Source organism: Trichococcus ilyis, assembly GCF_900109135.1.
GTDB lineage: Bacteria > Bacillota > Bacilli > Lactobacillales > Aerococcaceae > Trichococcus > Trichococcus ilyis.
Genome location: NZ_FNYT01000015.1, coordinates 13942 through 28658, shown reverse-complemented (window position 1 = coordinate 28658; position 14717 = coordinate 13942). Strand labels below are relative to the sequence as shown.

Below are 14717 nucleotides of genomic sequence, written 5' to 3'. Positions count from 1 at the left end.
AGAAAGGAAGTGTCCAGATGGGATTGTTTGATCGAATTAAACGTGCATTCACAGGCGAGGATGTCGTCCAGACGCCGGTGACTGAAGAAAGTAAGATTGTCATCGAGAAATACGACAAAGGCATGGAGAAAACGCGCAAAAGCTTTTCGGAGAAGATGAATGAACTTTTCGCCGGTTTTAGGGAGGTGGACGAGGAATTCTTCGATGACTTGGAGGAAACGCTGATTTCCGCCGATGTCGGATTTGATATGACCTTGGCGCTTTCGGATGTGCTGCGCGATGAGGTCAAGATGAAGAACGTCCGCACAGGGGAACAGGTGAAGAATGTCATCATCGAAAAACTGGTCGAAATCTATGAAAAAGGGCAGACCGAACTGCCGACCATCAGAACCAACGAAAACGGGCCAACCGTCATCCTGTTCGTGGGTGTGAACGGGGTGGGCAAAACGACAACCATCGGCAAGTATGCCTACCGATTGAAGAACCAAGGCAAAAAAGTTTTGTTGGCGGCCGGTGACACTTTCAGGGCCGGCGCGATCGAACAGTTGGAAGTATGGGGCGAGCGCGTCGGTGTTCCGGTCGTGACGAGCGATGCCAAAAGCGATCCCGCTTCTGTCGTCTACGATGCCTTGAAGCAAGCCAAAGAAGAGAACTATGAATATCTGCTGATCGACACTGCAGGACGGCTGCAGAACAAAGTGAACCTGATGAAGGAATTGGAGAAGATCAATCGGATCATCGCAAGGGAAATCCCGGGCGGAGCAACTGAAACGTTGTTGGTGCTCGATGCCACGACGGGACAGAATGCATTGATCCAAGCGAAGCAATTCAAGGAGACGACGGATGTCACCGGCCTGATCCTGACGAAATTGGACGGGACGGCGAAAGGCGGCGTCATTCTGGCGATCCGCCAGGAATTGGATATACCGGTAAAATTCGTCGGCTTGGGCGAAGGTTTGGACGATCTGCAGGTGTTCGATCCGGAACAATACATCTACGGATTGGTAAGGGATTTGCTCGAGAAGAAATAAGGAAGCGCGAAATGCCGGAAAATGAAGCACATCGCACTGCAAAAAGCGCCATAAGCTTGGTCAGGCCGACAATCCCCAACCGATTGCCGGCCTGACCTTACTTTTTGTTGCGGGAACAAAGCCCTGGCGCAAATTATGGTTGACTAAGCTTTGCAAAATAGGTAATCTAATGAAGTGTAAAGATTTTTTCTTGACAATCTGTACGAGAAGGAAGGTATTCTGATGGAACTAGAAAAAACCAATAACATGAATACTCTTTATGAATTCTATAATGTCCTGTTGACGAACAAACAGAAAGGTTATCTTTCCTTGTATTATGGGGATGACTACTCTTTGGGCGAAATCGCTGAAGAATTCGATGTCAGCCGGCAGGCAGTGTACGATAACATCAAGCGCACCGAAAAGATTCTGATGGATTATGAGCAGAAGTTGAAATTGGCGCAAAACTATAGTCTCCGCAATAAAAAGTTGGACGAATTGGCGAACTATGCCGAAGAAAAATATCCCGAAGACAAATCTTTGCAGAGGCTGATTTCCAATCTGGAAGAACTGGATGAGAGAGATGATTAAAAAGTAAGGAAGTGGCAATTATGGCATTTGAAGGGTTATCCGAGCGTCTCCAAGGCGCGATGACCAAAATCGGCAAAAAAGGCAAAATCACCGAAGCCGATCTGAAGGAAATGATGCGTGAAGTACGTTTGGCTTTGCTGGAAGCTGACGTGAATTTTAAAGTCGTAAAAGAATTCGTCAAAAAGGTGAATGAACGCGCGTTGGGTTCGGACGTGCTTGAGTCGCTTTCACCGACACAACAAGTCGTAAAAATCGTCAACGAAGAGTTGACCGAATTGATGGGCGGGCAGCAGGAGCCATTCCAGTTCTCCGCCAAGCCACCGACTGTCGTCATGATGGTCGGTCTGCAAGGGGCTGGTAAGACAACCACTGCCGGAAAACTTGCCAATTACATGAAGAAAAAAGAGAACAAACGCCCGATGTTGGTAGCTGCCGACGTTTATCGCCCGGCAGCCATCAACCAGTTGCAGACCTTGGGCAAGCAATTGGATTTCCCGGTCTACGCTTTGGGCACGGAAGCGAATCCGGTGGACATCGCGAAGCAGGCTGTTGAAGAAGCCAAACTCGCTGGCCGCGATCTGGTCATCATCGATACGGCGGGACGACTGCATGTGGATGAGGTGCTGATGACGGAGTTGAAGAACATCAAGGCTGCCGTCAATCCTACCGAAATCCTGTTCACGGTCGATGCGATGACCGGGCAGGACGCCGTCAACGTCGCGCAATCCTTCAATGAACAGCTTGGCATAACCGGTGTCATCCTGACCAAACTGGATGGGGACACCCGCGGCGGAGCGGCGCTATCCATCCGTTCCGTAACCGGAAAGCCGATCAAATTCACGGGTCAAGGCGAAAAATTGGAAGATTTTGAGCCGTTCTATCCGGACCGCATGGCTTCCAGGATACTGGGCATGGGCGATCTGATGACGCTGATCGAACGCGCGCAACAAGACTTTGATGAAGCCAAGGCCGCGGAGATGGCCGCAAAAATACGCGAGAACACATTCAATTTCAATGACTTCATTGAGCAGATGGACCAGGTCACCAACATGGGGCCGCTTGAAGACCTCCTAAAAATGATTCCGGGCATGAGCAACCTTCCAGGGCTGGATCAGATAAAGATCGATCCCAAAGATATGGCCCACATGAAGGCAATCGTGCTTTCGATGACGCCTGCTGAACGCGAAAACCCGGAGCTTCTGTCGCAGAGCCGACGGAAACGGATCGCAAAAGGATCGGCAAGATCGTTGGCGGAAGTCAATCGTCTGATCAAGCAATTCAACGAGTCCAGGGATATGATGAACAAGATGTCCAAAGGCAATTTTGCAGGGATGGAAGGTTTGCTTGGGCAAGGGCCGAAAGGCAAAATGGGCAAATTGGCGATGCAGCAAATGGCCAGACGGATGAACAAAAAGAAGAAAAAGAAAAAATAATTGGGCAGTGTAAAGAAAAAATACTTTACAACTAAAATGAAAACTGGTAATATATAAAAATGTGAGATACAGATATATGGAGGTGTAATATAAATGGCAGTTAAAATTCGTTTAAAACGTATGGGTTCTAAAAGAAACCCGTTTTACCGTGTCGTTGTAGCTGATTCACGTTCTCCACGTGATGGACGTTTCATCGAAAAAGTAGGTACATACAATCCAGTTGTTGAACCAGCTGAAGTTAAATTTGACGAAGAATTGGTTTTGAAATGGCTAGCTGATGGTGCGCAACCATCTGACACAGTTCGTAACTTACTTTCTCAACAAGGTATCATGAAAAAATTCCACGACTCTAAGTTAGCTAAATAAAGGGTGGTTTAAATGCCTGAAATTTCAGATTTAATCCTGACAATTGTCAAACCTTTGATCGTCCATGATGAGAAGATGTCCATCGAAATCAAAGAGACAAGTGAGTTCATGGAATATCATTTGCATCTTGATGCCGAAGATGTCGGTCGTGTGATCGGGAAACAGGGACGCGTCGCCAGAGCGATCCGTACAATTGTATACAGCGTCAGAACCAAAGGCACAAAACGTGTCCGCCTTGTGATCGAAGGGGCCGAATAATCCGCTTCAACAGCGGATCCGGTCGTTTCTTCCGGTGGATGCCTAACTTAATAGTGAATAAATAGAAGCGGATGATGATACAATTGTAGCAATTATCCCTTCTATTTTATTATGCAGAGGAATTGCAGGCGCAGTGTTCTCAGTAAGGAGAGGTGAAAAATGGAAAAGTTTTATGATGTCGGAAAAGTTGTGAATACCCAAGGGCTCAAAGGCGAAGTGCGCGTCATTTCCAGCACGGATTTTGCGGATGAACGCTACAAAAAGGGAGCAACGCTCTATTTGTTCCGCGAAAACTGCGAGCCGATCGCACTAAAGGTTGCCAGCCATCGCGTGCACAAAAATTTCAATTTGCTGACCTTCGAAGGATACAACCGGATCGAAGAGGTGGAGCCTTTCAAAGGGGGCACCTTGAAAGTTTCGGAAGAACAGCTGGAGGATCTTTCGGAGAATGAGTTTTACTATCACGAAATCATCGGCTTGTCCGTCGTCAGCGATACAGGCGAAAAATTGGGGACCATCAAAGAGATTTTGCCGCTCGGGGCAAATGATGTTTGGGTTGTTTCCAGACCAGGCCAAAAAGATCTATTGATTCCGTATATCGCTTCTGTTGTGGAAAAGGTCTCGTTGGAAGACAAACAGGTGACGATCCACGTGCTAGAAGGACTGATGGACTGATGAAGATAGATGTATTGACATTGTTTCCGGCGATGTTCGAAGGGCCGATGTCCGAATCGATCATCGGAAAAGCGATCGAAAGTGGCCGCGTTTCGATCACGTGCACAAATTTCCGCGATTATTCCGAAAACAAGCATAATTCCGTCGATGATTATCCTTTCGGCGGTGGGGCGGGCATGTTGCTGCGCGCGCAGCCGATTGTTGACGCATTGAAGGACATCGAGGTCCATTCGCCCGAAACGAAAAAAAGGATCGTCCTTTTGGATCCATCCGGAAAAACCTTCAATCAGGGGTTGGCGGAAGAATTTGCCGAGGAAGAACACCTTATTTTCATCTGCGGCCACTATGAAGGTTTCGATGAACGCATCAAACAGCATGTGACGGACGAGATATCGATCGGGGATTACGTCCTGACGGGAGGAGAATTGGGAGCGATGGTCATGATCGACGCGACCGTGCGGCTCCTGCCCGCCGTATTGGGCAACGATCAGTCGAACAAGACCGATTCTTTCTCCACCGGTTTGCTGGAACATCCGCAGTACACGAGACCGCGCGATTTCCGCGGGGATGTCGTCCCTGAAGTGCTGTTCAGCGGCAACCATCAGAAAATCGCTGAGTGGCAAGAAAAGGAATCTTTGCGAAAAACTTGGCTGAGACGCCCGGAAATGCTGGAAAAGATCACTTTATCAAAGAAACAGCAAAAGTGGCTGGCTGAGATACAGCAGGAAGAGCAAGCGGCCGATCAGGCATGAATGCACGTCCGAAAACAAAAGCCATGTAAACGAAAAATACTTTACACATCAAAGCTATTGTGTTAGAATTTTACAGGTGAGCAGGGAGACTGCTCGATAAAACGATATTCCGCTGTGCAGCGCGATTGTGCATGAATGTCGGTTGGAAGGAGAAAAAAACATGAGTCAATTACCATTGATTGAAGCAATTACACAAGGACAATTACGTAGTGATATTCCTGCATTCCGTCCTGGAGACACTGTTCGCGTTCACGCTCGCGTTGTCGAAGGAACAAGAGAACGTATCCAATTATTCGAAGGCGTAGTCATCAAACGCCGCGGATTCGGAATCAGCGAAACTTATACAGTGCGTAAAATTTCCAACGGTATCGGTGTGGAACGTACATTCCCATTGCATACTCCACGTGTAGCTCTAATCGAAGTTGTTCGCTTCGGTAAAGTGCGTCGTGCAAAACTTTACTACTTGCGCGCATTACACGGAAAAGCTGCCCGTATCAAAGAAAGACGTCGTTAATATTCCGCATGTCAATGGAAAGGTCTGGACTTCGGTTCCGGACCTTTTTTGTATACTGCGATCAGCGATCTTCTTGGCAGAAGTGTGCTATACTTGTAGCACCATACATGAAAAGAGTGATAGTTTTGACGATATTAGCAGCACTGGATCAACAATTCCAAGAAAAAGGCATGCCACTGAAAAGCCATCCGATCCAAAATGGCCAGTTTTTGTACCAGGGCAAATTCAATCTTGATAAAGAGCGTTCTTTGCCGTTTGGCGTGGTCATCGCCAAAGATGAGGCGGAAAGCGATTTTCAGATCAGCTACAGGAAACTGGCTTACTTGAACAACTATGCGGATAAAACGGACTTGCTGGAACTGATCAATGAACTGAACCAAACAAAGACTTTTTATTATACACTGTGCCTGGCGGGCGATGGGGAAATTTTCCTTCGTCTGTTGGGCCGCACGACAACAGATGTCAAACCGCTATATGAAATGCTGGTGATCGGATCGAACATCGCAAAGGTCATGACAGCAGAATTGAAGAGCAAGTTTCCGTCGTTGGGAAGCGAATGAACGTTGAACCGCACGGAAGGCGGAGAATGCAGGAGGAACCATGAAACAAAAATTAATCGCTTTGGATTTAGACGGGACTACACTCAACAACCAGTCGTTGTTGAGCGATCGGACCAAAAACGTGCTGGCAACATTGCAAAAGGACAATCATCTGGTCATGATCGCGACCGGACGCCCTTACAGGAACAGCAAAGAATTCTATGAAACGCTCAGGATGACAACGCCCTTGGTGAACTTCAATGGTGCGTTATGCCATAATCCCTCTGACAGCAATTGGAGCAATTACTACCATAAGACGCTGAATAAAGATTTTGCGATGGACCTGATCGAACAACGTGAAGAATTGGGAATCGATTTTATCTGCGTGGAAGGCAAAGAAAAGCTTTTCGCTTCGACCGCAACACTGCCGGCTAACGAATATTTCCCGAAAAATTTGATGGCCACGCAAATCACTTCGAAGGATACCTTGTCTGAAAATCCGACATCCATGAATATATTTTCGGAGGGACACAATTTGGAGGCCATCCGTGATCGGATTTTGGCGCGCTACGGCAAAACCATCGAAATCCGCACATGGGGCGGAACGATGCCGTGCCTGGAGATCGTGTCCGCCGGCGTCCAGAAAGCGCTCGGCGTTGAAGTGGTCGCGAATCATTACGGCATCAAGCGGGAGGATATCCTTGCGTTCGGCGACGAGGATAACGACATGGAAATGATCCGCTACGCCGGGCATGGTGTCGTCATGCAGAACGGGATTTCGGCATTAAAGCATATTGCCGACGATGTAACGATGCATACGAACCATGAGGACGGCCTGGCGATCTATCTGGAAAATTATTTTCGCCTGCAGCAGCCGTAGCGGGATCGGTTTGCCATGGATCGGGAATGGGCAAACGATCGGATAAAGATCGGCCTGCCTTCAATCAGAGCTGAAAAAGAGGGATCAATGTGATTTTAATCGAAAGAAAAATCATTCACCATATACCAATACTGGAAATCGTTGAAGAAGACAAGAAGGGTGAGGCCGTCCCGTTGGCGCTCTTTTATCACGGCATCATGAACCAAAAAGAGAGAGGCCTGGAACCGGGGTATGCTTTGGCGAAAAAGGGCATGAGGGTCGTCATCCCCGACGCCTATCGCCATGGGGAACGCAAAGAAGAGGCTTATGAGGGGGAACCTGCGGCAGAATTCTGGTCGGTGGTCCTGCAGAACATCAAGGAACTTCCTTCCCTGGTGGAGGCGTACGTTGATTCCGGTCTGGCAAAAAAAGATCAGGTATCAGTTACTGGGCTGTCGATGGGAGGCATCACGACCTGCATCGCTTTAACGCAATATCCATGGATCCATTCGGCCGCCTGCCTGATGGGAAGCCCGGATCCGATCGGCTTGTCCCATTGGGCATTGAAATCCCGATGGGTGGAAGGCCTGCCGCCGATCGACGCCGAGAAGGTCACAGCGTTGATGGCGCCTTTTGAAAGCTTGAGTCTCAAAGAACAACCGGAATCCCTCGCGGACAAACCGTTCTACATTTGGCATGGTACAGCCGACGAAAGTGTTCCGTTTGACCAGATGGCGCAGTTCGTCAGCGACATCCGGAAGGAAGCTTATGCCGAAAAGATTTGCTTCCGGTCTACGGAAGGCGCTGGACACAGGGTGCCTTACGCCATTTTTGAGGAGATGGCTGTATTTTTAGGAAGCGGATATTAACATTGAATTTTCATGCACAAACTGTTATCATCGTATTAATCCAGAAAAGTTAGAGGTGTTGGCAATGACTGAAGAGATAAATCCCCAATATTCGCAAGAAGAATTGGAAAGCATAAAAGAACGCGTGCTGGCGGCGCTTGAGCAAGTGATAGACCCGGAATTAGGAATAGATATCGTCAATTTAGGTCTGATCTATGAGGTGGAGCTGGAACAGGACGGATTCTGCCTGATCAAAATGACGCTCACTACGATGGGGTGCCCATTGGCGGATGTCATCACGGATGAGATCCATCGGGCTTTGAAAGCCGTTCCTGAAGTGACGGAAGCCCAAGTGAAGCTGGTTTGGTACCCGGCTTGGACGACGGACAGAATGTCGCGCTATGCGCGGATCGCGCTGGGGATCCGCTGAGGAGAAGAGCAACAAAGGCAAACACCTTTGTTGCTCTTTTTTCGTTGTTATCATTTGACCAATTTTGACCATAGTCGTATACTTGTGTTATGGAGCATAACAACAGCAGATTTTTGAGGAGGTCCCCGCATGGAAATGGGAAAAATGACGACGGCACTGCAGGAGGCGATTGCGGAAGCGCAGCGTGTCGCCGTTGTGCGCAAGCATCAGGCAGTCGATATTGCGCATCTATGGAAAGTATTTTTGCAGCCGGACAGTTTTGGGCGTAATTTTTATACGGATTCAGGGGTCGCGGCAGCTGATTTTGAAGCAGCTGTTGATAAGGAGCTGGACCGCTTAGCGGTTATTGAAGGCACTTCCGTTCAGTATGGTCAGACGTTCAGCCAGAACCTTTACAACTTGCTGCTGGAAGCGGATCGCAAACGTCTGGACCAGCAAGATGATTTCTTAGCCACCGATACGGTGCTGCTGAGTTTGATGACGCTGAAAAACCATCCGCTGACAAAATATCTGGAAAAACAGGGCTTGAGCGAAAAAATGTTCGCCGAAAAAATAAAGGAAATGAGAGGGGGAGACCGTGTGACTTCGCAAAACCAGGAAGAGCAATATGAAGCATTGGAGAAGTACGGTGTAGATCTCGTGCAAGCTGTGAGGAGCGGAAAACAAGATCCGGTCATCGGCCGGGACGAAGAGATCAGGGATGTGATCCGCATTTTGTCGCGCAAAACCAAAAACAATCCGATCCTGATCGGCGAACCGGGCGTCGGCAAGACCGCAATCGTGGAAGGGTTGGCCCAGCGGATCGTGAAAAAAGACGTGCCGGACAACCTGAAGGACAAAACGATCTTTTCGCTGGATATGGGTTCGCTGATTGCGGGAGCCAAATACCGCGGAGAATTCGAGGAACGCCTGAAAGCGGTGCTGAAGGAAGTGAAGAAAAGCGACGGGCGCATCATCCTTTTCATCGATGAAATCCATACGATCGTCGGGGCGGGGAAAACCGAGGGGAGCATGGATGCCGGCAATCTGCTGAAGCCGATGTTGGCCAGAGGCGAATTGCACTGCATCGGAGCGACCACATTGGATGAATACCGCCAGAATCTGGAGAAGGACAAGGCTTTGGAACGGAGATTCCAGAAAGTGCTGGTGAAGGAACCTACAGTTGCCGATACAATCAGCATCTTGAGGGGATTGAAGGAAAGGTATGAAATCCACCACAGCGTCAATATCCATGACAATGCCCTCGTTGCGGCAGCGACCCTGTCCGACCGCTACATCACCGACAGGTTCCTGCCGGATAAAGCCATCGATCTTGTCGATGAAGCCTGCGCGAACATAAAGGTGGAAATGAATTCGATGCCGACTGAGTTGGATCAGGTGAGCCGCAAGCTGATGCAGCTTGAAATCGAAGAGGCCGCCCTGAAAAAAGAAACCGATGATCAGAGCAGGAAGAGATTGGCCGCCCTGCAGATCGAACTGGCAGATTTGCGTGAGGAAGCCAATGAACTGCGCATGAAATGGGGCAACGAAAAAGAAGAGGTCGAAAGGCTGCGCGCCAAACGCGAAAATCTGGAAGAGGCACGCAGACAACTGGAGGATGCAGAAGCCAATTATGACCTGGAACGGGCTGCAGTTCTGCGCCATGGCAGCATCCCGCAGATGGAAAAGGAATTGGCGGCCCTCGAAAAAGAGAACGCGGACCGGAGGGATAAGGCCGGCAACCTTGTGCAGGAGTCCGTCACGGAAAATGAAATCGCCGCAGTCGTGGGGCGCATGACAGGCATCCCGGTAACGAAACTGGTCGAGGGCGAAAGGGATAAACTCCTGAAGCTGGAGGAGACGCTGCACAAGCGCGTCATCGGCCAGGAAGAGGCTGTGGAGAGCGTCACGAATGCCGTTCTGCGGTCGCGTGCAGGCCTGCAATCACCCAACCGGCCCATCGGTTCTTTCTTGTTCTTGGGGCCGACAGGAGTAGGGAAAACGGAATTGGCCAAAGCGTTGGCAGAAAACTTGTTTGATTCCGATGAGCACATGGTCCGCATCGATATGAGCGAATACATGGAAAAATTTTCCGTTTCACGCCTGATCGGGGCGCCCCCTGGATATGTAGGCTACGAAGAAGGCGGCCAATTGACGGAAGCGGTCCGCCGCAGTCCGTATACGATCATTCTCTTGGATGAGATCGAGAAAGCCCACCCGGACGTCTTCAATATTCTGCTGCAGGTATTGGATGATGGACGCTTGACCGATTCGAAGGGGCGCGTGGTCGATTTCAAAAACACCGTCCTGATCATGACCAGCAACATCGGGTCGCAACTGCTTCTCGAAGGTGTCCAACCGGACGGAACCATCCCGGAAGCAGTCGCGAATGAAGTCACAAGAGCCCTGAAGGGAACATTCAAGCCGGAATTTTTGAATCGGATCGACGACACCATCCTCTTTACGCCATTAAGCAAAACGGATGTCAAAAAAATCATCGTCAAAATGGTCGAGGATCTATCCGGCCGGTTGGTGGACAAACAGATCCAGCTTGCTGTTTCCGACGAGGTGACATCTTGGATAGCGGAGAATGCTTACGATCCGATTTACGGAGCTAGGCCCCTCAGAAGGTTCATCTCAGCGGAAATCGAGAATCCTTTGGCGCGGGCCATCATAAAAGGCGATATCCATGAAAATCAAGCTGTGACAGTGGAACTGGCGGGGAATCAGGTCGCTTTCCGGACTGCTGACCTCGATGGATTCCAACGATGAACTAACAAGTCTCTTGGCAGAAAGGAAGTCCTGAAAGGGATTTCCTTTTGTTATTTCTGGATGTGCGGTAAAATGATAATATAAATTTTCTTATTTTTCATTGGTTGACTTCATTGGTTCAAAGCGAAAGGAGGCGTTCATTTTGCTTTTTTTGGTCATCGGATCTTTGTGTCTGGTTTTCATGCTGTTCACTTCGAGGTATTACTTGTTCGGGGGCGCGGCCATCCTGAGTTTTTTGCTGTACTTCCTGTATTTCGGGAGCGGGAATTGGCTGACGCTGCTGTTGTTCCTGTTCGGGATCCTGTTGTTGGTGGCGGAGTTGTTCATACCGGACTTCGGACTGGTGGGGGTCGCGGGGTTCTTGCTGATTGCGGCCGGACTGTTTTTGAACAATGAGCACATTTTCGAAAGTGTGCTGGACGTCAGTTTGGCGATCATCATTTCGGGCATAACGACATCGGTTCTGCTGAAAAAAGGCTATAAATTTCTGCCGGGCCGCAGCAAATTGATTCTGGACACATCCCTGAATCGCGAGCGTGGATATTCTTCCAGCAACGATTATTCCGCATATTTGGGAATGATCGGCACAGCCAAGACAACCTTGCGGCCCGCCGGAAAAGCGGCTATCGGAGGTGTGGTGCTCGACGTAGTCAGTGACGGAAAAATCATATTTGAAGGGAAACAGGTTCAGGTCGTACAGGTTGAAGGGGTCAAAATTACTGTTAAGGAGTTGGATGGAGAATGACAGAAGGATTGATAGGACTTATCTTGATTGCCGTGTTTGTTTTATTGTTTTTGTCTTTGTTTTTCCGCTTTGTGCCGGTCGGGCTATGGATCACGGCCTATTTTTCGGGAGTAAAGGTCAAAATTTCGAATCTGGTCGGCATGCGTTTGCGCCGGGTAGTCCCCTATATGATCGTGCAGCCGATGATCAAAGCCACCAAAGCTGGGCTGGAAATTGACATAAACGAGTTGGAGGCACATCATCTTGCCGGTGGTGATGTCAATATGGTCATCGATGCGCTGATTGCGGCCCAACGTGCAAATATCGATTTGGGTTTTGAAAAAGCGGCAGCCATCGACCTTGCCGGGCGCAATGTGCTTGAAGCGGTTAAAATGAGCGTCAATCCGAAAGTCATCGAAACTCCGATCATTGCAGGTGTGGCCATGAACGGGATAGAAGTGAAAGCGAAAGCGAAGGTGACCGTGCGCGCCAATATTGAGCGCCTAGTCGGGGGCGCAGGCGAAGAAACGATCATCGCCCGCGTCGGCGAAGGAATCGTCACGACGGTGGGGTCTGCGGTTATGCACACCTCCGTTTTGGAAAACCCGGATTCCATTTCCCAGACGATCCTGAAAAAAGGGCTGGATTCCGGGACCGCCTTCGAGATACTGTCCATCGATATTGCCGATGTTGATGTCGGCCGGAATGTAGGCGCAAAACTGCAAGCCGAACAGGCGGAAGCGGATAAGCGGGTTGCGCAAGCGAAAGCGGAGGAGCGCCGGGCCTTTGCGGTCGCCGAGGAACAGGAGATGATCGCTTCAGTGCAAAGGATGCGTGCGAAAGTGGTCGAATCCGAAGCGCAAGTGCCTTTGGCCATGGCTGAAGCGCTGCGCAGCGGCAACCTGGGCGTGATGGATTATTACAAAATGAAAAACATCATAGCGGATACCGAAATGAGGAGCAGCATTTCCGAGTTTCCGGCAGATAGAAGCGATCCCGAATGACGAACTTGGCCATTTTATTGCCGATCATTTTGCCGATCCTGTTCCTCGTGTTTTTCCTCTCCGTGCTTCTTTCGATCGTCCGGAGGCTGAACCGTCTGTCGGATAGTGGCAGAAAGCAAGCGAACACATCCCGAGCAGGTTCTTTGCAGCGAACAAACCTCATGACGTTGGATAGTGACGTAAACGGAAATGCTAGCCGGATGGTCCAAAAATTGGCAACAATGAAGCCTGAACAGCTGTACGGCTTTTTCCAGGAGCGCCTGCCCGAAAAATATCTGGGGGAAGTAAGCCGGATCCTGACCGACCGGAATTGGCGAAGGGAAATCCTGCTGTTCGTCAACCGTGAAAATTTATGGCAGCCATTGTTGCGGACGACTCCGTCAAACAAAGACAGCATCCAAGCCTACGAGAATCATTCGGACGAAGGCGATGATGAACCATTCTTCGCGGAAGCGGATACCGATTCTGTGGAGGGGCTGGCGGAAGACTTTAAATTATTGTCCGATGATAAAAAAGAATTGAAGACGGCCAAAAGAATGGAAAAAAGCTCTGCGCAAATCCGGAAAAAACATACCGCCGGCCAAAAAGCTTTGGTGAAAGCCTTTATTGCCAAAGAAATCCTGGAAAGGCCGGATTTTGACCGAAAATAGGCACTGAAGGGACAGGTGTTCGCATTTCCATCGGAATAAGGGGAAAAATGCAATCCTCCGCATAAGGGTTGCATTTTTCATAGGGAATACAAGAAAATCGCGTGCGACTGTGGTATACTGGTTGCCGGATATCTATAAGAAAGAAGTGAATGCATTGACTGAACCAGCGATTCGTTATCGCCTTATCAAAAAAGAAAAACATACAGGTGCCCGATTGGGGGAAATCATCACCCCTCACGGCACTTTTCAGACCCCCATGTTCATGCCCGTAGGCACTTTGGCCACGGTGAAGACGATGTCTCCTGAAGAATTGAAGGCGATGGGATCTCAGATCATTCTGAGCAATACCTATCACCTGTGGCTCAGACCGGGATCTAATCTGGTCGAGGAAGCAGGCGGCCTGCACAAATTCATGAATTGGGACAGAGGGATCTTGACCGATTCAGGCGGCTTCCAGGTCTTTTCGTTGAGCGAAAACAGACAAATCACCGAAGCAGGCGTGCATTTCCGGAATCACTTGAACGGTTCGAAGATGTTCCTGTCGCCCGAAAAAGCGATCCACATCGAAAATCAACTGGGTGCCGATATCATCATGAGTTTTGACGAATGCCCTCCTTACAGCGAAAGTTATGATTACATCAAGGCTTCCGTCGAAAGAACGACCAGATGGGCAGAGCGCGGCTTGGAGGCTCATAAAAAACCTGATCAACAAGGGTTGTTCGGCATCATCCAGGGGGCCGGTTATAAAGATTTAAGGCTGCAGAGCGCCAAGGAATTGATTTCGTTGGATTTCCCGGGCTATTCGATCGGCGGGCTATCAGTGGGCGAGACGAAGGAAGAAATGAATGGTGTGCTTGACTATCTGACGCCTGTCATGCCCGAAAACAAGCCGAGGTATCTGATGGGAGTTGGTGCTCCGGATTCGCTCATCGACGGCGTCATCCGCGGAATCGATATGTTCGACTGCGTATTGCCGACCCGGATAGCCAGGAACGGCACCTGCATGACCAGCAGCGGCCGTTTGGTCATCAAAAATGCGAAATATGAACGCGATTTCCGGCCTTTGGATGAAAAGTGCGATTGCTACACATGCAAGAACTATACGCGCGCATACATTCGCCATTTGTTCAAAGCGGATGAGACATTCGGATTGCGTTTGACGACCTATCACAACCTCCATTTCTTGATAAACTTGATGAACGGTGTGCGTCAGGCCATTATGGATGACAATCTGTTGGAATTCAGAGAAGCATTTATGGAAGAGTACGGCTTCAACGTTGAAAATCCAAAGAAGTTTTAGGTTTTGGTGGTAG

At 49.3% G+C, this 14717-nt stretch carries 17 protein-coding genes; all 17 read left to right on the top strand.

The annotated features are described in order from the left end of the window. Window positions 1–17: 17 nt before the first annotated feature. The 17 genes from ftsY to tgt all read left to right on the top strand — a co-directional run bounded on the left by ftsY (window position 18) and on the right by tgt (window position 14704). On the top strand, window positions 18–1031 hold the full coding sequence (gene ftsY / locus BMX58_RS08450) for a signal recognition particle-docking protein FtsY (protein WP_068623827.1): 1014 nt from the start codon (window positions 18–20) through the stop codon (window positions 1029–1031). Window positions 1032–1253: 222 nt separating this feature from the next. Next, on the top strand, window positions 1254–1601 hold the full coding sequence (locus BMX58_RS08445; RefSeq protein ID WP_068623829.1) for a putative DNA-binding protein: 348 nt from the start codon (window positions 1254–1256) through the stop codon (window positions 1599–1601). A 20-nt stretch (window positions 1602–1621) separates the two neighbouring features. Beyond that, the gene (gene ffh / locus BMX58_RS08440) at window positions 1622–3034 is read left to right on the top strand and encodes a signal recognition particle protein (protein ID WP_068623831.1); all 1413 of its coding nucleotides are present in this window, start codon (window positions 1622–1624) and stop codon (window positions 3032–3034) included. A gap of 93 nt (window positions 3035–3127) precedes the next feature. Then, the gene (gene rpsP / locus BMX58_RS08435) at window positions 3128–3400 is read left to right on the top strand and encodes a 30S ribosomal protein S16 (protein ID WP_068623833.1); all 273 of its coding nucleotides are present in this window, start codon (window positions 3128–3130) and stop codon (window positions 3398–3400) included. 12 nt (window positions 3401–3412) lie between these two features. Then, on the top strand, window positions 3413–3658 hold the full coding sequence (locus tag BMX58_RS08430) for a KH domain-containing protein (protein ID WP_068623835.1): 246 nt from the start codon (window positions 3413–3415) through the stop codon (window positions 3656–3658). 159 nt (window positions 3659–3817) lie between these two features. Then, entirely contained in the window at window positions 3818–4333 is a 516-nt protein-coding gene (rimM, locus tag BMX58_RS08425) for a ribosome maturation factor RimM (protein ID WP_068623836.1), read from the top strand. Continuing rightward, window positions 4333–5085, top strand: coding sequence for a tRNA (guanosine(37)-N1)-methyltransferase TrmD (gene trmD, locus BMX58_RS08420; RefSeq protein WP_068623838.1), 753 nt, complete (start codon window positions 4333–4335; stop codon window positions 5083–5085). The genes rimM and trmD overlap by 1 nt, the downstream gene beginning before the upstream one ends. Before the next feature lie 160 nt (window positions 5086–5245). Further along, window positions 5246–5599: a 50S ribosomal protein L19 gene (rplS, locus tag BMX58_RS08415; RefSeq protein ID WP_068623840.1), complete on the top strand. Its 354-nt coding sequence runs from the start codon at window positions 5246–5248 to the stop codon at window positions 5597–5599. A gap of 125 nt (window positions 5600–5724) precedes the next feature. Then, entirely contained in the window at window positions 5725–6159 is a 435-nt protein-coding gene (locus BMX58_RS08410) for a hypothetical protein (RefSeq protein ID WP_239420582.1), read from the top strand. A gap of 40 nt (window positions 6160–6199) precedes the next feature. Then, window positions 6200–7018, top strand: coding sequence for a Cof-type HAD-IIB family hydrolase (locus BMX58_RS08405; protein ID WP_068623845.1), 819 nt, complete (start codon window positions 6200–6202; stop codon window positions 7016–7018). A gap of 89 nt (window positions 7019–7107) precedes the next feature. Beyond that, window positions 7108–7866, top strand: coding sequence for a prolyl oligopeptidase family serine peptidase (locus tag BMX58_RS08400; protein WP_068623847.1), 759 nt, complete (start codon window positions 7108–7110; stop codon window positions 7864–7866). Window positions 7867–7930: 64 nt separating this feature from the next. After that, the gene (locus BMX58_RS08395; RefSeq protein ID WP_068623849.1) at window positions 7931–8275 is read left to right on the top strand and encodes a metal-sulfur cluster assembly factor; all 345 of its coding nucleotides are present in this window, start codon (window positions 7931–7933) and stop codon (window positions 8273–8275) included. 129 nt (window positions 8276–8404) lie between these two features. Beyond that, window positions 8405–11026, top strand: a complete 2622-nt coding sequence (gene clpB, locus BMX58_RS08390) for an ATP-dependent chaperone ClpB (protein ID WP_068623851.1) — start codon at window positions 8405–8407, stop codon at window positions 11024–11026. Window positions 11027–11168: 142 nt separating this feature from the next. After that, window positions 11169–11771, top strand: coding sequence for an NfeD family protein (locus BMX58_RS08385; RefSeq protein WP_084253978.1), 603 nt, complete (start codon window positions 11169–11171; stop codon window positions 11769–11771). Beyond that, a complete protein-coding gene (floA, locus tag BMX58_RS08380) occupies window positions 11768–12754 on the top strand; it encodes a flotillin-like protein FloA (protein WP_068623852.1) in 987 nt (328 codons plus the stop codon). The genes BMX58_RS08385 and floA overlap by 4 nt, the downstream gene beginning before the upstream one ends. Then, a complete protein-coding gene (locus BMX58_RS08375; RefSeq protein WP_068623854.1) occupies window positions 12751–13404 on the top strand; it encodes a hypothetical protein in 654 nt (217 codons plus the stop codon). The genes floA and BMX58_RS08375 overlap by 4 nt, the downstream gene beginning before the upstream one ends. Before the next feature lie 154 nt (window positions 13405–13558). After that, complete coding sequence (gene tgt / locus BMX58_RS08370) at window positions 13559–14704, top strand: tRNA guanosine(34) transglycosylase Tgt (RefSeq protein ID WP_068623886.1); 1146 nt, start codon at window positions 13559–13561, stop codon at window positions 14702–14704. Window positions 14705–14717: the final 13 nt, after the last annotated feature.